Source organism: Zwartia panacis, assembly GCF_030410395.1.
Classification (GTDB): Bacteria; Pseudomonadota; Gammaproteobacteria; order Burkholderiales; family Burkholderiaceae_B; genus Zwartia; species Zwartia panacis.
The window spans coordinates 223567-244625 of sequence record NZ_JAUHHF010000004.1 but is presented as its reverse complement, the minus strand read 5'-3'; the positions used below and the strand labels follow the sequence as shown (position 1 = coordinate 244625).

Genomic DNA, 21059 nt, shown 5'->3' with positions numbered 1-21059 from the left:
CGTCACTCATCATTTCATTTTGTCTGGGACTTTTGCTGATTTCTCCATTGTTCAAGTAGGGCCGTTGTTTTGATTTTTGCTTGCTCGAGATTTTTCTCTTTGACATGGCCATAACCACGAATTTGTTCGGGGATCGAGGCAATTTGAACTGCCAGATCGATATTTTTTGAACTGAGTTGAGGAAGAATAGCTTGAATGCAAAATTTGTATTCAGCGATTAATGCACGTTCTGTTCTTCGCTCTTTGCTGTAGCCAAAGGGATCAAAAAAAGAACCTCTTAAAAATTTAAAGTGCCGAAGACCATAAAAAAGAGGTCGTATCCACGTTCCGAAACGTCGTTTGAGAGGTTCTCCTCTCGAGTCAAATTTAGAAAGCAGTGGGGGGGCCAGATAATGCGTGATATGAAATCCTGGCTCAAACTGCTCCTTCATTTTGGACACAAAACTATCATCAGTATGCAGGCGTGCGACTTCATACTCATCTTTATAAGCCATCAGTTTAAAAAGATATTTCGCAACGGCCTCAGACAGTCGCGGTCTTGACCGATCTGATTCCGTGTTGTTTGCTTGTTCGACCTTTAAAACTTGCTCAACAAAATCGCGATATTCTTTTGCATAACGGGCGCTTTGATAGCGCGTTAAAAAGGTCTCCCGTATATGAACAATCTGTTCAAGTGTTTGTTTGGATTTAAACAGAACAGGGTGCTCGTTGACGGGTCTGTGCAAAAGTTTTTCATCATGAGCGGCTGCTCGTCCCCATTCAAACGCCATCAAATTTCGTTCTACTTGAACAGCATTGAGTCTTAAAGCCTGGATTAAAGAATCGCGCGAGAGTGGTATCCAACCCTTTTGCCAACAAAAACCCAGTAGTAACGGATTGGCATAAATTGAATCACCTAATTTTTCAGCAGCGATCGCACTCGCATCGATACTGGCCAGCTGATCTTGACCCACCGCATTGGAAAGCGCAGTGGCGCAATGGGTGTTGGTGGAGCGCCAGTCCGGATTTTGTACGAAACCAGCAGTGGGCGTGTCGTGATGATTGAGTGCAATGCGAGTTTGATTCATTTGCATGAGTGCCATTGTGGTCGGATTTGCCGCAACCACGCCATCACAGGCCATAATCAAATCAGCTTTGGCGATATCGACTTTTGTCGCGCATAATGACTCGGGTAATTGCGCGATCTGCACGTGACTCCATGTCGATCCCCCTTTTTGCGCGAGCCCTGCTGAATCTTGCGTAATCACTCCTTTGCCTTCGATATGCGCGGCCACACCCAGTAACTGACCGATCGTGATGACACCTGTCCCTCCAACGCCCGCGACAACAATCCTGTAAGGTTCCAGGCAGTCTGGGACGACGGGCATAGGCAGAGTAGGCGGTGTAACCGATTGAGAGACCGATTCAGGTCGGCGTCTCGTTGCATTTTCAAGTACGACAAAACTTGGACAAAACCCTTTTAGGCATGATTCGTCCTTGTTGCAACTGCTGAGATTAATTTGACGTTTGCGTCCAAATTCCGTCTCCAGAGGTTCGACTGACAGACAATTACTCTTGACCGAACAATCTCCGCAGCCTTCGCATACCAGTTCGTTAATGACGACAATCCGTTTTGGATCTTCGAGCTTTCCAGCTTTCCGTCTTCTTCTTTTTTCGGTGGCGCAGGTCTGGTCGTAGACAATGACAGTCGTGCCTGGGATCTCTCTAAATAAGCGCTGAACCTGATCAAGGTCGTCTCGATGCCAGACTTGAACGCCTAGTTCAAGCTCGACACCATCATAACGCTGCGGATCGTCTGTGACGACCGCCACACGTTTGACGCCTTCTGCAATACAGCTTTTGACAATTTGCGGAGTAGTCAATCCCTCTGGACGTTCACCCACTTGTTGCCCGCCGGTCATCGCAACGGCATCGTTGTAAAGAATTTTGTAAGTGATATTGACACCAGCTACCACGGCCTGACGAATCGCCAGCGAGCCGCTGTGGAACCAAGTGCCATCGCCAATATTGGCAAAGACATGTTGATCTTTGACAAAGTGAGACTGGCCTACCCAGGGTGCGCCTTCGCCGCCCATTTGGGTAAAGGTCGAGGTGGATCTGTCCATCCACAACACCATGTAGTGGCAGCCGATTCCAGCCATGGCTCGACTACCTTCAGGTACACGTGTGCTGGTGCTGTGTGGACAGCCACTACAGAACCAGGGCGGCCGTTCTCCGACAGTCGGATCAACCACTTGAAGGGAGCGCTGTTTAGCCTCGATCACTGCCAGGCGCGCATGAATGCTTGCACGAACTGAATCTGGCAGGGGCCGGCGTAACAACCTTTTGGCGATCGCCTGTGCAATGATCGCTGGACTCAAGTCGGCGTTTGCGCGCAACAGCCAGTGGCCAGCAGGGTTTGATCTTGCCCATTCACCACCGCTGTGATCATTGTCGGGTTGATCAAACTTGCCTAAAACATCCGGCCGTGTGTCAGGCCGCCAGTTGTAAAGCTCTTCTTTAAGCTGATACTCAATGACTTGGCGTTTTTCTTCGACGACTAAAATTTCTTCGAGACCTAGAGCGAACTCCCGGGTCGTACTTGCTTCGAGTGGCCAGACGACATTGACCTGATGCACGCGTAATCCGATATCTCTGCAGACTTCGTGCGTCAAACCCAAATCTATCAATGCCTGACAAGTGTCTCGGTATGCTTTACCACTGGCCATGATGCCCAGTCGATCATGGGGCCCCTGAATGACGGTATGGTTCAGTTTGTTGGCTCGAATGTATGCGAGAGCTGCGTACCACTTGTACTCCATCAGGCGAGCCTCTTGAGCGAGTGGTGCGTCAGGCCAGCGAATATGCAGCCCGCCTTCTGGCAGTAGAAAGTCTTCGGGCAATATGATGCGAACCCGGTCTAAGTCGACATCCACACTTGCGCTTGATTCAACGACTTCCTGGATAGTCTTCATGCCGGACCAAAGACCGGAGAAGCGACTTAGGGCAAACGCATGCAGACCCATGTCAAGGATCCCTTGAACATCGCTCGGGAAAAATACCGGCAGTCCGCAGGCTTTGAAAATATGGTCACTCTGATGGGCGGCTGTCGAACTTTTAGCAATGTGATCATCCCCTGCAATCGCAATCACACCGCCGTGAGGTGAAGTGCCAGCCATATTTGCATGTTTGAACACATCGGAACAGCGATCGACTCCCGGTCCTTTACCGTACCAAATTCCAAAAACACCATCGTATTTTTTTTGTTCCGGAAAGAGTTCGACCTGCTGGGTTCCCCAAACGGCTGTAGCAGCGAGTTCCTCGTTGACGCCAGGCTGAAAGACAATATTGTGTTTTTTGAGATGATCAGACGCCTTCCAGAGCGCCTGATCATAGCCTCCCAAGGGGCTTCCACGGTAGCCGCTGATAAAACCAGCGGTCTGTAGTCCGGCTTGCGCATCGCGCAGTTGTTGAACCATAGGAAGCCTGACCAGAGCTTGAACCCCGCTCATAAACGCCCGGCCGCGCTCTTGTGTATATTTATCTTCGAGTGATACCTTGTCGATCACCTTGTGAGTGGACTCGGTCAGAGGTGCATTCATGGGTAATTTTCCTTTGATCAAAAGGGTTTCCCGTCGACTCTTGCAACGTTCCTCCTAATCATCGACGCAGAATACAATGTTGTCAAACAATCCATCCCAAGTGAGACAAGATGAGTGATTTAAGCTATTGGCTGATTCGCTGCGGCAATCAGGTACTGATTTCCATTGATGAGCAGGGAAGGGAGGCGTTCCCCCGTGCTCGGCACGATGACTTCTTGGATTTGGACCAGCCTTTGCACATTGGTCATTGGAACGGAGTCTCATGCTATGCAATTGAGACCCCCGAGATTCCCGCCCATATTTCCGGAGAACTCAGGCCGGTGCGCAGCCTGTTTGCATCTGCCGGCCCTGAAATATTTGCGTTGGCGGGGCGCGGAACCCAGATGATCGATTGGCAGAAAAACCATCGATTTTGCGGGCATTGTGGCACACCCACCATCATGAAAAAAACCGAGTTCGCGCTGGAGTGCCCCGCCTGCCGGTTGGTGGCATACCCCCGCATTTCTCCAGCCGTGATGGTATTGATTGAACGAGGAGATGAGTTAATGTTGGCGCGTAGCCCGCATTTTCGTCCTGGAGTATTCAGTGCACTGGCTGGGTTTGTGGAGGCGGGTGAGACTTTGGAGCAATGCGCGGTGCGCGAGGTACGCGAGGAGGTGGGACTGGAGATCACGAATTTGCGTTATTTCACCAGTCAATCGTGGCCCTTTCCCAATTCACTCATGATTGCGTTTTTTGCTGATTATGCCGGCGGAGAAATCACACCAGATCCAAGCGAAATCGAAGCGGCAGGATGGTTTGCCCGCGATGCCTTGCCACCACTGCCCGACCATGTGAGCATTGCAAGACAGTTGATTGATGCCTCTTGCCGGATACATACAGCTCAGCGTATGTACACCGGTCAGTAGTATCGGGCAATCAGCATTGGTAAATTGATATCGAGCCGCTCGTTCTCTAGTATGTGTCAAACATGCGTTGAATCTCGGCACGATCTTTTGTTTGAGTGAGTGCCATCGCCAAGAGGATTCGGGTTTTTTGTGGCGTGAGGTTGTCTGCCTGAATAAAGCCAGCCTCCCGCATTTTGCTTGGTGCAAAGGTTCTTCCCGAGCCAGCACGTGAAGAAATTGCCACGACCAAACCTTGTTTAACTGCAGATTCCATGGCGGTAAACTCTTCAGGAGAAAGGAGTCCTGGTGCGAATGCTGCACCAACGAGTCCTTTTGCCCCGGCTTGAATAAAAGCTTGCACAGCTACACCATCTCCTCCGGCATAGCTATAGGCAATATCCACTCGCGGTAAGTGCTCGATTTCCCTCAGGTCGAATTCTGTGTCTGGGGTGCGACGTCGTGTGGGGCTTCGATAAATCACAATTCGATCGCCATCGACATGACCGAGTGCGCCAAAATCGGGGGAACGGAAAGTCTGTAGCCTGCCGTTTGATGTTTTTGTCACCTCACGGGCAGACTGGATTTCATCGTTTAGACAAACCAATACTCCTAGATCTCTCGCTTCGGGGCAGGCCGCTAATCGGACTGCGTTGAAAATATTCATGCCTGCATCTGTCGACAATGCGCTCGCAGGTCGTTGAGCGCCGGTCAGCACAACAGGAATATCTGTTTTAAGCCCAAGATTGAGTGCATAAGCGGTTTCTTCCAAAGAAGATGTCCCATGCAAAATCACCACGCCAGCTAGATCAGAATGCTCAACAGTGAGCTGTGCAATGACTTCTGCAAGTTTTTTCCAGTGAGGAAAACTTACTGCGGTCGAAAGCAGTGTGTCGAAAGCGACAGGAATTACATCAGCCACACTTTTAGCCTGTGGGAATTTTTCCAACATGCCGTGCGCATCTAGTCTTGTTCCAGTCGAACTGTACTCAAACACATCAAGTTCGCCCAAAATACTCAGGGAAGTAATGGTGCCGCCAGTGCTGATCAGAGCGACTTTAGGTTTTTTTGTCATGTGCGATCCGTTGTCTAATGAATGTTTTTAAGCGACTTTTAAAGTTTACATCTTAAAAAATGGCACTAACTTCCTTTAAATACAGCTGAACGCTTTTCTTTCCATGCTGCCGCACCTTCCTTGATGTCCTCTGATTGCTCAGAGTGTAGGACGGCTTGTTTAATTCCAACCTCGTCTAACTGACCGCGGGCAATTAAATTCAGATGCTTTTTAATGCCGAGCAGGGCGAGTGGCGCCATGGAAGCGAGTAGCTTAGTCAATTCCTCGACACGGCCATTCAATTCTTCAGGCTCGACAAGTTCAGTTAAAAAGCCGATCTCTTTCATTTCTGCGGCATCGATTTTTTCAGCAGTTAAAAAAAGTCTTTTGGCTTGATTAAGGCCCAGACGAGTGACATATCGCACCATACCGCCGGGATAAAAGTGCAATCCTAATTTGGCGGCTGGCATGAACATATTGGCAGCAGTACTCCCCAATCTAAAGTCGCAAGCTAGACTCAGATCCGTACCGCCTCCGTAGACACCACCGTTAATGGCGGCGATCGTCACAGGTCGGGCCTGTTCGAGTAGATCAACCGTTTCGCCAAAAAAAATAGAGGAGGGTGCGCTGTCCGCAGCAAGAGAGGAAATGTCATAACCGCTACAAAAATACTTTCCCTCGGCTAATACTCTTAAGACGAGTATGTCAGTATTTTGATTCACAGTCTGGATGTGAGACTGAATCACTTTCAGATCTGCCGGGCTTAAGCGATTGGCATAATCAGGATTGCATAAACGCAGGGTGGCAATATTGCCATCCACAGTCAATTCTGGCGAAGTTGTTGATTTTTTTGAATGGGTGATTGACATGCTATGCCCGTGCTTGGGGAATGTGTGTGTAAGCTCAAAGTTCCTGGCTGATCCAGGCGACGAGCGCTGAAATAGTGATCACAGATAAAACCGTTGAAACTAAGATCGCGCGCGCGCTTGCGGCTGCGTCACGTTGATAGAGTTGTGACATCATGAACGGGCCTGTTCCAACAGGAAGCGCTGCTGCCAAGATCGCAACCAAGGCCCAAAGTTTTGGAACATCAAAGACAAACAAAACCAATACTGCGGTCAGTGCAGGCTGAACAAGTAGCTTGAGCAAAACGATGCGTATGACTTCAGGGCCTGCTTGCTGATGCGTCGTTTGTCCGAGAAACAAACCGATTGCGATGAGTGCGCAAGGCGTCGAAGCATCCCCCAGCAGGCTGATGTAACGTATCGCTGGAGTCGGGAGTGGCCATTGCATCAAAGACCAGAGCACACCGAGTACGGGCGCCACCAGGAGTGGATTGCGAAGCATCGAGACAATCACTTTTTTGATGGCGGGGCCGATTTTCGAGTTTTCAAGCCGTTGTAACTCGACAAGCATGATCGCGACAGCAAAAAGCAAAGAGACAGTGAAAACAGCAGTAATGACTGAAGGTCCCAGACCTGCTTTACCAAACACCATCAAGCACAGTGGTATCCCCATGAAACCCGCATTTCCGTATGCTGCGCTCATGCTATTGATCAGATTGTCGATAGGAGCGACATGCTTGTCTCGCGCGATCACATAATAGATTCCTGCTGTGCCAAACATTCCAAGCGCGAAAGACCAGAAAAAACCGGGCTGGGCAAGATCGCTCATGTCAGAACCTGACATCGCAGCGAATAATTGCGCGGGGAGGGCAAGATAAATGACAAAGCTATTCAACCCCTCGCGGCTAGTGGAACCGAGCAAGTTGGTTTTTGTGCAGACCCATCCTGTCAGGATCAAGGCAAAAACCGGAAAGGCAGCTTCAATGACTGCAGCGAACATGGCCGAAAAGAGTTGGAATTTAAGGTTTCTTAGTGTAGCGCTTTGGCCGGGGCCTGGATGCCTGAGAACGCCTACTCAGTCATAATACGCAGGGGAGTGGTCAAAATTTCAATGTAATCGCCCGCGAGGCAGGTGAGTGATGAATCAGGAGAATATTCGAGTCGTGCTGGGTGCTTGGGACGAAATGGGAAGTCAGGCTTCCGCAATTCGTTTCGCGGTGTTTGTTGAGGAGCAAAAGGTCCCGTTGGCCTTGGAGCTTGACGAAATGGATGTGCTAAGCCTCCACGCTCTGGCTTTGGATCACCATGGTGAAGCAGTCGCGACGGGCAGGCTGCTTCCCGATGGTCATATTGGAAGAATGGCCGTTAAGCAGTCCGAGAGAAAAAGGGGGATTGGTGCTCAGGTTTTACGCGCGCTGACAGAGGCGGCAGTGTCTAAGGGCTACTCAGAGGTCTTGCTAGGCGCCCAGCTTCATGCGACTGGGTTCTATGCCAGACAGGGATTTGTGGAGTACGGAGAAATATTCATGGATGCGAATATTCCCCACATCATGATGAAAAAGAAGCTGGCATGAAGAGGTTGTTTTGATTGATCGTGTCGGCCCGATAGTGGTTGTGTCAGCGGTTGTGACATTTAGGCAATAAAAAACCCCAAAATCTTTTAAAAGAGTTTTGAGGTTAGTTATTTTGCTGAAAATCAGCTGGGGAACGTTAAAGCAACAGGTATTTTGCTTTACACTTCAGTGGTGCCCAGAAGAGGACTCGAACCTCCACACCTTGCGGCACACGGACCTGAACCGTGCGCGTCTACCAATTCCGCCACCTGGGCCTATCTGTACTTCAGAAGCACCGCATTATAAGCGAGATTCAAACTTTGGCAAACCGCCTTCCTCCTCATTCTAAAAACAGCCGCGTGACTGCTGCTTCTCCCGAGCTGCCTCCTGACTTCGATCCTGATGTTCCAAGTCGCGAGGAAATTCTCGAGTCCTTGCGAACAGCGCTCGTTCCACTTTCACCAGAGGATCTCGCCACCAGGCTTGGACTCGAATCCGAAGAAACTCTCAAAGGTTTCCATCGTCGCCTCTCTGCGATGGAACGTGATGGCCAGCTTTTGCCAAATCGAAAGGGCGTTTTGTTACTCGCCAACAAACTTGATTTTGTTGCAGGTCGAGTTCAGGGGCATCGTGATGGTTTCGGATTTCTGGTGCGCGACGGTGGCGGTCCGGATCTATTCCTTTCACCTCGTGAAATGCTCAAGGTTTTGCATGGTGACCGTGTTCTCGTCAAACCAACGGGTGAATATCGAGGAAAACCAGAGGCCACCATTGTCGAGGTGATTGAGCGCCGCACGAATCGATTGGTGGGTCGTTTTCTGAACGAACGCGGTTTGACCATCGTTGTGCCTGAAGATCAGCGTATCAAGCACGATGTACTGATTCCGCCCTCTGACACTGGAGGCGCTCAGCACGGCCAGGTGGTGTCAGTCGATATTATTGAACAACCCACTCGACATACGCAGCCTCTCGGACGTGTCGCCGAAATCTTGGGTGAAATAGACGATCCTGGTATGGAGATCGAAATTGCGGTGCGCAAATTCGATGTTCCAGTGGATTTCTCCGATGCGGCGCTTCGTCAGACCGACAAACTTCCCGAGGGTGTTCGTCGTCAAGATCTCAAAGATCGTGTGGATCTCAGGGATGTCGCCTTTATTACCATCGACGGTGAAGACGCGCGCGATTTCGATGATGCCGTCTATTGTGAAGAAGTCGATCTCGGATCCGGACGTAAGCGTCCCGCGTGGCGTTTGTTAGTGGCTATTGCCGACGTCAGTCATTATGTGACGCCCGAAGATTCTCTGGACATGGATGCCCGCGAACGCGGCACGAGTGTGTACTTTCCTCGCCGTGTGATTCCCATGCTGCCAGAAAAGCTGTCGAATGGTTTGTGTTCATTGAATCCTCAGGTCGACCGACTGGTGTTGGTGTGTGACATGGTGATTCCTTTGTCCGGTGCTAAAGCAGGCACGGTAGCGGCCTATCAGTTTTATAACGCGGTCATTCACTCCCACGCTCGTACAACCTACAACCAGGTTTGGGAGTCTTTACAGCAGCCCCAAGGGCCCGCGGCGAGAAGTCTTTCGCATGTTTTGCCGCAAATTCAGGGATTGCATTCAATTTTTCAAGTTTTGCAACAGGCCCGTAAAGAGCGTGGAGCCATTGATTTTGATACGGTCGAGACAAAGATCGTGTGTAACGAATTGGGGCGAATCGAAAAGATTATCGGGCTTGTGCGCAACGATGCGCATCGTTTGATCGAAGAGTGCATGTTGGCCGCGAACACGTGCGCCGCTGATTTTATGGCGCGCAGCAAGCACATTGGTCTGTATCGAATTCACGAGGGACCCACCACCGATAAGCTCAAGGCGCTGCGTGAGTTTTTACGCACACTAGGATTGAGTCTTGGAGGTGGAGCAGAGCCCTCAGCCAAGGATTATGCCGAGTTGCTGGACAAGGCTCGGGCTCGCCCAGATTATGCTTTGTTACAGACAATGTGCCTGCGCTCCATGCAGCAGGCCATATATGGTCCTGACAATATGGGACACTTTGGCTTGTCTTACCCCGCATATACACATTTCACATCACCGATCAGACGTTACCCGGACTTGCTGACGCATCGCGTCATCAAGGCTTTACTCAAGGGCGAACGCTATCAACCCAACCTCCATGGTTTTGTCGCTGCTCCTGGCGCGACTAAACAGGAGTACGAGCATGATCTCTGGGAACGTTTGGGTTTGATGCTGTCTGGCACCGAGCGTCGTGCTGATGAAGCTTCCCGTGATGTTGAAGCGTGGCTGAAGTGTTGGTTCGTGAAAGAGCGCGTTGGTGAAACATTCAGCGGCAGAGTCACGGGTGTTGCAAGCTTCGGTATTTTCGTCACGCTCGATACCTTGCATGTTGAGGGAATGGTGCATGTTTCTGAATTGGGAACTGAATACTTCCAGTTCAATGAGTCCATGCATGAACTTCGTGGAGAGCGAACCGGAATCCGCTACCGCCTGACGGATGCTGTTCAGGTTCAGGTCGCTCGCGTCGATCTCGAGGCCCGTCGCATTGAGTTTCGTCTCGTGACTGGAACAAGCTTTGTCGCTTTGCGCAAAGCAGCGTCTCGTCCGGATGATTCTGTCGCGCGTCGTGTTAAAAAGGCGGCCCCCACAAAACCCTCTGAATTGTTAGGCAAAGTCGCGAGTGTCCGCCGCGCCGAAGCGAAAAAAGCGGGCAAACAAGAATCTGCGCGCCCGAGTAAAAAGTTACTTCGGGCCACTAAAAAAAGCGCAGGCGTAAAGAAATCAGCTCGAAAAGGGCGTTAGGAATTGATTGATGGCAGCAACACAAATGCTCGCGGGTTTTCACGCGGTGATCGCTAGGCTTCGACAGGCGCCTGAAACGATCAGAGAGGTTTACGTAGAAGCGCAACGCAAAGACAAGCGCATGCAGTCGCTCATTGATCAGGTGGGCAAGGCGGGGCGCCCTGTGCATTTGGTCGGCGCGGACCGACTCGACGGGCTTTCTGGAGGTGCGCGCCATCAGGGAGTGGTTGCTGTCGCGGATGCACGCAAACTGGCAGATGACCTGGACGAGGTTTTGGATGGCGTCGAGGGACCCGCGCTTCTGTTGATTTTGGATGGTGTGACCGATCCCCATAATTTGGGAGCTTGTTTGAGAACGGCGGATGCGGCAGGTGTGCATGCCGTTGTGGCTCCCAGGGATCGCGCGGTTGGCTTAAACACAACGGTCCAACGTGTTGCCTGCGGGGCGGCAGAGTCTGTTCCATACATCATGGTGACGAACCTCGCGCGCACGATGCGCGAGTTGAAAGATCGCGACATCTGGCTAGTGGGTACAGATGATCAAGCTTCCGAGGGCATTCATCAAATTCAAGGAAAGCGCTCGATGGGCTGGGTGATGGGAGCCGAGGGTGAGGGCATGCGCCGTTTAACGCGTGAAACTTGCGATGAGTTGGTGCACATTCCGATGCTTGGTAGCGTCGAGAGTTTGAATGTGAGTGTCGCGACGGCGATTTGCTTGTATGAAACAGTCAGGCAGCGTTGCCTCAAGTAATCGGTAAAAGTCATCTACTAAACTATTGTTTTATTTCATAGCCTTTTGTTGAGTATTTTTATGGCAAAGCACGGATTTACCACGAACATTTTGCACGGCGATCGCCGACTATCCGTTGAGCATGGTGCGGTGCACAAGCCGATCCATACCTCTTCTCAATACGCCTATCCGGACTCCCGAGAACTTGCCGCCGTTTTTCAGGGAAAACCCGGCTATACCTACGCGCGCCAAGGGACTCCCACGACTGATGCCCTTGAGAAGAAGATCACTGTGATGGAAGACGGTGTGGCGAGCTTAACATTCGCTACGGGTATGGGCGCATTAGCCGCATTGTTCACCACCTTGCTCAAGGCCGGGGATCATCTCATTTCCAGTCAGTTTATTTTTGGTAATACCAATAGTCTTTTCGGCACACTCGAGCTGCTAGGTATTGAATTGACACTGGTCGATCCAACCGATATTACGGCCGTTGCGGCAGCTGTTCGTCCGAACACTCGCATGGTTTTTACGGAAACGATCGCCAATCCCGGCACACAAATTGCAGATCTCGAGGCAATTGGCGCGCTCTGCGCCGAGCGTGGGTTAGTGTATGTGGTGGACAATACTCTGACATCGCCCTGGCTTTTCAGACCTAAGACCGTCGGTGCAACATTTGTGATGAATTCTCTTTCCAAGCATATCGGTGGACATGCGCATGCTTTGGGAGGATCTTTGACCGATACGGGTTTATTCGACTGGACAAAGTATCCCAATATTCTGGATGTCTATAAAAAGGGTGCAGCTTCTGGTTGGGGTCTGACGCAAATTAAGAAAAAAGGTTTGCGTGACATGGGCGCCACGCTTTCTGCCGACGCGGCGCACAGGATTGCGGTTGGCGCTGAAACACTTTCTTTGCGCCTGAGCAAAATTTGCACAAATGCCCAGGCACTAGCGCTCTTTTTATCCAAGCATCCAGGGGTTTCAAGGGTTGCTTATCCAGGGTTGGCTTCGCATCCTCAGCATGCCCGCGCGCAAAAACTTTTCAAGGGCGGATTCGGAAATCTGATAGCATTTGAGCTTGCCGAGGGAATTGATTCATTTGACTTCTTGAATCATCTGGAGGTAGTGATTTTGGCAACCCATGTTGGCGATACGCGTAGTTTGGCGCTGCCTGCGGCACAAACCATTTATTATGAAATGGGGCCTGCTTTGCGCGCGCAAATGGGGATTGGCGAGGGCTTGATTCGTTTGTCAGTGGGGATCGAGGATGAGGCGGATCTTCTAGCTGATTTCGCCCAAGCTTTTGACAAATGTCAAAAATAATTCCCAGCGATCGTGTTGAAATCGACGTGCTTTTAACGCATTTTTTTATTTGTTGCCAGCGTTGATTGTGAAGAGTGTGGCTTAGCTTCACAAAATTCTTTCATTTTCTTACATTCAAGTAATTTGCGGCTGATACGGTGATTTTTTCTTGACAGCCGCAGCGTCACGAGGCTTAATGTTGGCATGTGCTGTTGCAGTTGAATTGCACTGAAATGATCTGGCACAGATGAGAAAAAACATCTGGCTTTTTTTAACACCACTAGAGGTATCTCTAATATGAACAAAACCGAATTGATCGATCACATCGCCACTAAGGCTGACATTTCTAAGGCCGCTGCTGGTCGTTCACTCGATGCAATGATTGCCGCTGTCAAGACAACGCTCAAAAAGGGCGGCACTGTGACTCTCGTCGGTTTCGGCACTTTTGCTGTGACAGCCCGCGCTGCTCGTACAGGTCGTAACCCACGTACTGGCGAAGCGATTAAGATCAAAAAAGCCAAAGTGCCTAAGTTCCGTCCTGGTAAAGCTCTGAAAGACGCAGTCAACTAATACTCATCTTTCGAGTTGCCAAAAATGTGCGGTTCGCTATAATGCGAACCGCATTTGTTTTTTTAGCTGTGTTGGCCCCTGAGTTGTTTGTTGCAAAGATTTTCGCAATCCATGGGTGCTTAGCTCAGTTGGTAGAGCGGCGCCCTTACAAGGCGTAGGTCACAGGTTCGACCCCTGTAGCACCCACCAATCACAGCAGCTGTACCCATCAATTATCCCTCACGCATATCAAGCTCATATCGAGCATCTACCCCACGAGTTCTCTAATAAGCATTAAATAGAACAGTTTTCCTGTCTATTTAAGCCTGGCGATCGTTCATTTTTTCTCATAAAGAGTAATATTTATCCTATGAGAGTTTTGTTGATTGAGGATGATCCAACGCTAGGTCGTGCCCTGCAAGAGTTTTTGACAGGCCAAGGCTATGCAGTTGACTGGCTCGCCGAAGGGCAAAGGGCCTTGCTGGCTATTAAAAACTACACCTACGACTTAGTTGTCCTAGATCTGAATCTTCCCGATATGGATGGTTTGGAGGTGCTCAGAACCTTTCGGCAGCAAGGTAGCCAGATTCCCGTTCTCGTATTGACGGCACGTGATGCCTTGGCCGATCGTGTGGCCGGTCTTGATGCGGGTGCGGATGACTATTTGTCAAAACCCTTTGAGCTCGACGAGTTGGCCGCTCGCGTGCGCGCATTTGCGCGAAGACATCTGGGCACTGTTATTCCGGTCATTGAGTTTGGGTCGATCAGCTTTGATACCGTGCATCGTGAGCTGCGCGTGGCGGGAGAGTTATTAACAGTCTCTGTACGGGAGATGTCCGTGCTCGAGATACTGTTATCGCGTGCAAGCAAGGTCGTCACTAAACAGCAAATTACCCAGGCACTTTCAGCGATGGATGCTGACTTTAGCGAAAACGCTGTGGAGGTCTATGTATACCGCCTTCGTAAAAGACTCGAGGGAAGGGGCGTTGCTATCAAGACAGTTCGTGGTTTTGGCTACATGCTCGAGCTTGAAGAGAGCGCTTGATATGCATATGTACGATCTCCTTGATCATGCAACTCGGGTGTGATCCATGAGATTTCCTCCCGCTGGCTCAATGGCCAGGCTCTTGATTATGCGGTTGTTGCCACCCATCATTGCCCTGGTGCTTCTGGATCAGACCGTGACATGGATTGTCTCCCATAAGTTAGAAATGGCGGATTGGGACCGGGAGGATGTTTTTTGGTTAATGGTAGTGGGTGAAATATTCCTCATTATCTTGCTGATATGGGTTGTTCTGAATGCCGTCAATCGCAGTATGTCGTCAGTCGAGAAATTGTCTGACCAAATCTCACAGAGATCGGCGCAAGATCTCGGGCGCATGGAGCTCAAGGGACTGCCAACGGAGTTTGATCAGCTCCTGTCGCATACCAATGCATTGTTTGAAAGACTAAACGACACCTTTGAAGCTCAACGCCGTTTTGTAGGTCATGCCGCGCATCAACTTAAAACCCCTTTGGCCGGACTAAAACTCGAGTCCGAGCTGATGTTGGCTCAACCTCTGCCTCCTGATATTCGTCAGCGCGCTGAGAGAATTAAAACCGTTACAGATCGCATGATTCGGATGGGTACACAGCTGCTGTTACTCGCCAGGGTGGATCCCGAAGGGCGTCCTCAAGACCATTTTGTTTTACTGGACTTATCCGAATGGACCCGCACTTGTGGCGTGGAATGGCTTGAACGCGCTCAGGGGCGTGGTATCGAGTTGCAACTGGACGCGCCTGATCAGCCTGTCTGGATCGAAGGTGATCCAGTTTTACTCAGAGAGCTTTTAGGAAATCTGATTGATAATTCACTTCGTTATGCGAAAGGCGCAACGCGTATTCGTTTACTGGTCAGTGCGACGCCACCGACATTATCAGTAGAAGACGATGGCTGTGGAATCAGTGAGGATGATCAAAGCAGAGTTTTCGATGCTTTCTATCGTGCCTCAGATTCGATGGAGGGTGGTTCTGGGCTTGGTTTGGCGTTGGTCAGAGAAATCGCCAGAGCGCATGGTGCTTGGTGGAATTTAGTGAGTACACCGCATATGAGCGGTGTCAAGATTACTGTACTGTTCCCGGGACTTAGAAAGGGCGCACAACTCAACCGCATGGATCGTTTAAGTCAATTACAACTATAAACCGTACCTCGGTTCATGAAAGAGACCGAGGCACGTTTAAAGTATTGACTAAAAAGTGTTGACTAAACGTTTACTTCCGACCCGCACGCGCTTCGATACGCATGCGCAAAGCGTTGAGTTTGATAAAGCCAGCCGCGTCCGCCTGATTGTAGGCACCGCCGTCGTCATCAAAGGTCGCAATCGTCTGATCAAAAAGAGTATCTTTGGAATCACGCGAAACAGTGTAAACATTACCCTTGTAAAGTTTGACACGTACCCAACCATTGACATCCTGCTGTGTCGTGTCAATCAGAGCCTGAAGGGCGCGACGTTCTGGAGACCACCAGTAACCGTTATAGATTAAGGAAGCGTAACGGGGCATCAAATCGTCTTTGAGGTGCGCGACTTCGCGATCCAAAGTGATTGATTCGATCGCACGGTGCGCCTTGAGCATAATCGTGCCGCCTGGTGTTTCATAGCAGCCGCGGGACTTCATCCCAACGTAACGATTTTCAACTAAGTCCAGACGGCCAATGCCATGCTTTCCGCCAAGCTCGTTGAGTTTTGTCAATACCTGAGCGGGTGAGAGACGTACGCCATTGAGCCCAACGATGTCGCCTCTCTCGAACTCGATGTCGAGGTACTCGGCTTTGTCCGGAGCGGCCTCAGGAGATACTGTCCAGCGCCACATTGACTCTTCAGCTTCGGCTTTTGGATCTTCGAGATGGCGTCCCTCGAAACTGATATGCAGTAAGTTGGCATCCATGGAATAGGGGGCACCACCTTGCTTGTGCTTCATATCGATCGCGATTCCGGCATCTTCAGCGTACTGGAGAAGCTTTTCACGAGAAACCAGATCCCACTCGCGCCAGGGCGCGATCACCTTGATGCCGGGCTCCAAAGCGTAATAGCCGAGCTCAAACCGAACCTGATCATTTCCTTTGCCTGTTGCGCCGTGTGAGACAGCATCTGCGCCAACCTGGCGGGCGATTTCAATCTGGCGTTTCGCAATCAAAGGGCGGGCAATTGAGGTACCGAGCAAATATTCGCCCTCGTAGACTGTATTGCAGCGAAACATAGGGTAGACAAAGTCGCGTACAAATTCTTCACGCAAATCATCGATGAAAATTTGTTCTGGCTTGATCCCGAACTTAATAGCTTTGGCACGAGCAGGCTCGAGCTCTTCACCCTGACCGATATCAGCAGTAAAGGTGACAACCTCGCACTGATAGGTGTCCTGAAGCCACTTCAAAATAACTGAGGTATCAAGTCCGCCTGAGTAGGCTAAAACAACTTTTTTAATATCGCTCATGAGCTGCTCTGTGTGTATAAAAATGAGATTTTAACCCGTTGACCGGGCTTGAAAGATTATTTAACTTGCCCAAGCAGGAGGAACTCCATCAGGGCTTTTTGAACGTGCAAACGGTTTTCCGCTTCATCCCAGACAACGCTCTGCGGACCTTCCAGAACTTCAGCGGTGACTTCCTCACCCCGGTGAGCGGGCAAACAGTGCATGAAGAGGGCATCGGGTGCGGCGCGACTCATCATGTCCGAGTCGACACACCAATCAGCAAAAGCCTTTCTACGCTCTTCATTCTCAGATTCATACCCCATGCTTGTCCAAACATCGGTAGTCACGAGATGAGCACCCAGGCAAGCTTCGTTAGGATCTGAGAATTCTTGCAGTATCGAGGGTTTCGCGGAGCCGATGCGGGAAGCTTCGAGCCTGTATCCCGCGGGAGCAGAGACATGCAATTTAAAATCAAGGAGTTCAGCAGCCTGCAGCCAGGTGTATGCCATATTATTGGCGTCACCCACCCAGGCAACAGTCTTGCCGGAAATGCTGCCGCGGTTTTCAATGAAAGTGAAAATATCCGCCAAAATTTGGCATGGATGAAATTCATTGGTTAAACCATTAATGACCGGTACGCGAGAGTGCTCTGCAAATCGCTCAATGCGAGTCTGCTCGAACGTCCGGATCATCACGATGTCCACCATGCGTGAGACAACCCGAGCGGTATCTTCAATCGGTTCAGATCGGCCTAGTTGGGAATCATTTGTTGTGAGGTGGATCACGGATCCACCCAACTGGTACATCCCGGCTTCAAATGAAACGCGCGTGCGTGTGCTGGCTTTTTCAAACACCATGGCAAGTGTTCGATCATGCAGCGAGTGGTGGGGCTCGTAGCGTTTGAATTTTTCTTTGATCAGTCGCGCACGATCCAGTACATAAAGAAGTTCTGTTCGCGTGAAATCACTAAACTGAAGAAAATGCCTGATGGGACCATTAGGTGTGGCGACGTATGACATGTTGCACTCGATAAAGTTGGCTTGTCTGAGGCATGGCGCGAGGACTCTGTTTGAGTCTTCGCGCCATTTTCAGTCGCTTACGACTCGGCGTTAAAGGCCTTGATAAGCGGGACGAGGATCTTGACGATTTCGTCAGCCTCGGACTCAGTAATAATCAGGGGAGGGAGCATCCGGATCACGCGATCTCTGGTGACGTTGATCAGCAGCCCGGCTTCAAGCGCGCGACTGACAAGAACGCCGCAGGGCTTATCAAGCTCGATGCCAAGCATCAAGCCTTGGCCACGAACCTCTCGAACGCCAGGAACCCCTTTTAATGCTTCCTTGAGGGCGTTTTTGAGATGGGTGCCGACTTTGGCAGCATGATCCAGTAATTTGTCATCCTCAAGAGTCTTGAGCGTAGCGTTGCCAGCCGCACACACGAGCGGTCCGCCTCCAAAAGTGGTGCCGTGACTTCCAGGTCCCAAAACTCCGGCTGCGGGGCCGCGAGCCGCGATGGCGCCGATTGGCACTCCGCCGCCCAGACCTTTTGCCAGCACAACGACGTCGGGCAAAATGTCTGCCCATTGGTGCGCCAGCCATTTGCCAGTTCTGCCTATGCCAGATTGGACTTCGTCAATCATCATCAGCCAGCCGCGCTCGGTGCAAAGCTTGCGCAAATCTTGCATGTAGGTGATATCAGAGGGGCGGATTCCACCTTCGCCTTGGAGTACTTCGAGAAGTACCGCGACAACACGAGGCTCTTTATCACCAGCAGCCTTGATTGCGTTCAGATCGTTATAGGCGACTTTGATAAAGCCTTCCGGAAGGGGACCAAAGCCTGTGCGTGCCTTTTCGCTGTCAGTTGCGGCAAGTGTGCCTAAAGTGCGGCCATGCCAGGAGGACTCCATCGTAATGATGGTGGGCAGAGTGTTCCCTTTCTTGTAGCCATAGTAGCGGGCCAGTTTGATGGCGGCTTCGTTGGCTTCGGCGCCACTGTTGCCGAACAACACCTCAGTCATGCCGGAGATATCAAGAATTTTTTGAGCGAGCGCTTCCTGCTCTGGAACTTGGTAAAGGTTCGAGGTATGGATCAAACGGGCAGCTTGCTGGCTGATCGCCTCCACAAGCTTCGGATGGCCATGACCGAGGCAGGAAACGCCAATGCCCGCCATGGCGTCAAGATAACGTCGGCCGTTGGTGTCCCATAACCAAACACCTTTACCGTGTGTAAAGGCAACGGGAAGACGGGCATACGTATTTGAAATGGCAGAGGTCATTGCCGAGGCTCCGTGGTGAAAATGCCCGTCAGGCGGGATCGCTTGCATGGGCGTAAAACATCAATCATATACAATCTTGGCGTGGGACTCATGAATCAGAAGTTCTTGAGTCTGATAATCGGCGATACAGGTTGTGCATGACATCAGAAGTTCGCTATTTCATTATCTTTGGTCTGACCCAATCCGGTACCGCCTTTAGGCCGAGTGATTGGGCGGAACGCCTGGCGGGTGTTCTCGCCCCTTATCGGCCAGCGGGTACTCTGGGCGGACACCTTTCATACTCGCCTTACGCTGTCCCTACAGTCATCGATGGCGTACGCAGTATCGTCATCGATGAGCGCCTGCGTGAATTGGAACCCCTTGCCTGGAAATTCGTTCACGACTTCGCAAAAGACAATAATCTAAAGACCGAGTCTGATCTTGCGACCGATCCCCTGAAAAGACATTAAAAAGACTCGCAGAGTATTCGGTTGCTCGCTTCACTCAACGGGGGTCATGACCTGGCCGTTTGCGAAAAATGAGGACAGATTATCCAGCAGGCAATCGGTCATTGCGCGTCGTGTTTCATGCGTGGCGCTCGCCACGTGAGGCATCAGCACGACATTATTCATCGTTTTCAATGCGTCTGGGACTTTGGGTTCTTTGTCAAAAACATCGAGTCCAGCGCCACCAAGGGCGCCTTCGCTGAGCACCTGAACCATGGCGGGCTCGTCAATGACTGATCCGCGCGCAATATTGACCAAAATACCTTTGGGACCGAGTGCGCGAAGCACCGATTCATTGATGAGTCCTCTCGTGCTGGCACCACCCACTGTAGCGATGACAAGGAAATCGCTCCAAGTGGCCAAATCCACGAGAGAGTCTTTGTATTCGTAAGGAACTTCAGGGCGCGCGCGACGATTGTGATAGGCCACTTGCATATCAAAACCTTGACCGCGACGTGCGATCGCTTCACCGATTCGACCAAGGCCGACGACACCGAGTTTTTTGCCGCTCACGCGAGTCCCGAGCGTGAGGCCCCCAACTTTGTTTTCCCAATGGTTGGCTCGAACAAAACGGTCACCCCATGCAATGTTACGCGCGCAAGCGATCAACAGTCCCCATGCTAAGTCCGCAACGCAATCATTTAAGACATCTGGCGTGTTGCTCACAATGACACCGCGGCTTTTCGCCAGATCGACATCGATGGAGTCGTAGCCAACACCCCAGCTGCAGATCGCGCGAAGTTTGGGGAGCGCTTGAATGACCTCGGCTTTACACCCGATATTGGCAGATGTCGCAATGACTTCGATGCTATCTGCGTGCTCCCGCAAAAATGCTTGTGGATCTGCAGCTTTCCAGAGCTCTAAAACTTCGTAACGCGCGGCGAGCTCCGCGTCTGCGGGAGGGTGTCCAGTGAGAGATCCAATTTGCAGGATGCGGGGCTTAGTCATGTGTTTGATCCGTCTAGGTATGTAATAGGCCAATAAGAGCTGCGTTTAAAACTATCCGGCTAGATTTATTCTCGACAAGGAGCATCAAAAGCAAAACAGCCCATGAAGGGCTGTTTTTCGGAAGAACGTACAACAAAGCTACGTTTCATCCTCAATGCTACATCAGGATTAACCGATCAAACAACAACCGCATAAAAGTGCGGCGATGAAATGAAGGATTAGGCCAGTGATTTAATTGCTGCGGACAGGCGGCTCTTATGACGAGCGGCTTTGTTTTTATGAATGATGTTTTTGTCAGCGACGCGGTCAATGACGCTCGTCGCTTTCTGGAGCACTTCAGCAGCTGCGGCTTTGTCGCCGGAGTCGATTGCAGTACGCACACGCTTAATAGCTGTGCGAAGCATAGAACGCAGGCTGGAATTGTGCAAATTGCGGGCAACCGATTGGCGTGCACGTTTGCGAGCTTGGGCTGTATTTGCCATGAATAATCTGTCTTATCTTTAAAGTGCGCGCGTGATTGTGAGGAGATTAAAAATCTGTGAATCTGCTCTTGAAATCCGCACATCAGGTTGAGTTCAGTCCATAATTCT

At 50.8% G+C, this 21059-nt stretch carries 18 protein-coding genes and 2 tRNA genes; 10 read left to right on the top strand and 10 right to left on the bottom strand.

What is annotated here, in order from left to right; all coding sequences use genetic code 11:
* Positions 1-14 precede the first annotated feature (14 nt).
* A complete protein-coding gene (locus tag QWY30_RS08205) occupies positions 15-3581 on the bottom strand; it encodes an indolepyruvate ferredoxin oxidoreductase family protein (protein ID WP_290239986.1) in 3567 nt (1188 codons plus the stop codon).
* A gap of 110 nt (positions 3582-3691) precedes the next feature.
* On the opposite strand from QWY30_RS08205, the gene nudC reads away from it, so the two are divergent.
* Positions 3692-4489, top strand: coding sequence for an NAD(+) diphosphatase (gene nudC / locus QWY30_RS08200; RefSeq protein WP_290239985.1), 798 nt, complete (start codon positions 3692-3694; stop codon positions 4487-4489).
* 46 nt (positions 4490-4535) lie between these two features.
* On the opposite strand, the gene QWY30_RS08195 is transcribed toward nudC, so the two are convergent.
* The 3 genes from QWY30_RS08195 to QWY30_RS08185 form a co-directional block, all read right to left on the bottom strand.
* Positions 4536-5540 (bottom strand): asparaginase, encoded by a 1005-nt coding sequence (locus QWY30_RS08195; protein ID WP_290239983.1) that lies wholly within the window; start codon positions 5538-5540, stop codon positions 4536-4538.
* A 65-nt stretch (positions 5541-5605) separates the two neighbouring features.
* Positions 5606-6388 (bottom strand): enoyl-CoA hydratase/isomerase family protein, encoded by a 783-nt coding sequence (locus QWY30_RS08190; RefSeq protein WP_290239981.1) that lies wholly within the window; start codon positions 6386-6388, stop codon positions 5606-5608.
* 34 nt (positions 6389-6422) lie between these two features.
* On the bottom strand, positions 6423-7364 hold the full coding sequence (locus QWY30_RS08185; protein WP_290239979.1) for an AEC family transporter: 942 nt from the start codon (positions 7362-7364) through the stop codon (positions 6423-6425).
* A 139-nt stretch (positions 7365-7503) separates the two neighbouring features.
* On the opposite strand from QWY30_RS08185, the gene QWY30_RS08180 reads away from it, so the two are divergent.
* A complete protein-coding gene (locus tag QWY30_RS08180) occupies positions 7504-7938 on the top strand; it encodes a GNAT family N-acetyltransferase (protein WP_290239977.1) in 435 nt (144 codons plus the stop codon).
* Positions 7939-8107: 169 nt separating this feature from the next.
* Here QWY30_RS08180 and QWY30_RS08175 read toward each other — a convergent pair.
* Positions 8108-8192, bottom strand: a tRNA-Leu gene (locus QWY30_RS08175).
* A 45-nt stretch (positions 8193-8237) separates the two neighbouring features.
* Between QWY30_RS08175 and rnr the strand changes: the two genes are divergently transcribed.
* From rnr to QWY30_RS08140, 7 genes are all read left to right on the top strand, one after another.
* Positions 8238-10730, top strand: a complete 2493-nt coding sequence (gene rnr / locus QWY30_RS08170) for a ribonuclease R (protein WP_435433376.1) — start codon at positions 8238-8240, stop codon at positions 10728-10730.
* Between the two features lie 10 nt (positions 10731-10740).
* Positions 10741-11481: a 23S rRNA (guanosine(2251)-2'-O)-methyltransferase RlmB gene (gene rlmB, locus QWY30_RS08165; protein ID WP_290239974.1), complete on the top strand. Its 741-nt coding sequence runs from the start codon at positions 10741-10743 to the stop codon at positions 11479-11481.
* 60 nt (positions 11482-11541) lie between these two features.
* On the top strand, positions 11542-12783 hold the full coding sequence (locus QWY30_RS08160; protein WP_290239972.1) for a cystathionine gamma-synthase family protein: 1242 nt from the start codon (positions 11542-11544) through the stop codon (positions 12781-12783).
* Positions 12784-13059: 276 nt separating this feature from the next.
* Positions 13060-13332, top strand: a complete 273-nt coding sequence (locus QWY30_RS08155) for an HU family DNA-binding protein (RefSeq protein ID WP_028816768.1) — start codon at positions 13060-13062, stop codon at positions 13330-13332.
* Between the two features lie 113 nt (positions 13333-13445).
* Positions 13446-13521, top strand: a tRNA-Val gene (locus QWY30_RS08150).
* Between the two features lie 160 nt (positions 13522-13681).
* Entirely contained in the window at positions 13682-14356 is a 675-nt protein-coding gene (locus tag QWY30_RS08145; protein WP_290239970.1) for a response regulator transcription factor, read from the top strand.
* Positions 14357-14402: 46 nt separating this feature from the next.
* Positions 14403-15491, top strand: coding sequence for a sensor histidine kinase (locus tag QWY30_RS08140; RefSeq protein ID WP_290239968.1), 1089 nt, complete (start codon positions 14403-14405; stop codon positions 15489-15491).
* Between the two features lie 70 nt (positions 15492-15561).
* Here QWY30_RS08140 and QWY30_RS08135 read toward each other — a convergent pair whose 3' ends face one another.
* The 3 genes from QWY30_RS08135 to QWY30_RS08125 form a co-directional block, all read right to left on the bottom strand.
* Positions 15562-16782: an argininosuccinate synthase gene (locus QWY30_RS08135; protein ID WP_290239966.1), complete on the bottom strand. Its 1221-nt coding sequence runs from the start codon at positions 16780-16782 to the stop codon at positions 15562-15564.
* A 56-nt stretch (positions 16783-16838) separates the two neighbouring features.
* Positions 16839-17780 carry an ornithine carbamoyltransferase gene (gene argF, locus QWY30_RS08130; protein WP_290239964.1) on the bottom strand — a complete coding sequence of 314 codons (942 nt, stop codon included), beginning with the start codon at positions 17778-17780 and terminating at the stop codon, positions 16839-16841.
* Positions 17781-17857: 77 nt separating this feature from the next.
* On the bottom strand, positions 17858-19036 hold the full coding sequence (locus QWY30_RS08125; RefSeq protein ID WP_290239962.1) for an aspartate aminotransferase family protein: 1179 nt from the start codon (positions 19034-19036) through the stop codon (positions 17858-17860).
* A gap of 137 nt (positions 19037-19173) precedes the next feature.
* On the opposite strand from QWY30_RS08125, the gene QWY30_RS08120 reads away from it, so the two are divergent.
* The gene (locus tag QWY30_RS08120; RefSeq protein ID WP_290239960.1) at positions 19174-19485 is read left to right on the top strand and encodes a DUF3579 domain-containing protein; all 312 of its coding nucleotides are present in this window, start codon (positions 19174-19176) and stop codon (positions 19483-19485) included.
* A gap of 30 nt (positions 19486-19515) precedes the next feature.
* On the opposite strand, the gene QWY30_RS08115 is transcribed toward QWY30_RS08120, so the two are convergent.
* Both QWY30_RS08115 and rpsT read right to left on the bottom strand, forming a co-directional pair.
* Complete coding sequence (locus QWY30_RS08115) at positions 19516-20469, bottom strand: 2-hydroxyacid dehydrogenase (RefSeq protein WP_290239958.1); 954 nt, start codon at positions 20467-20469, stop codon at positions 19516-19518.
* Positions 20470-20687: 218 nt separating this feature from the next.
* The gene (gene rpsT, locus QWY30_RS08110; protein WP_290239956.1) at positions 20688-20951 is read right to left on the bottom strand and encodes a 30S ribosomal protein S20; all 264 of its coding nucleotides are present in this window, start codon (positions 20949-20951) and stop codon (positions 20688-20690) included.
* Between the last annotated feature and the right edge of the window lie 108 nt (positions 20952-21059).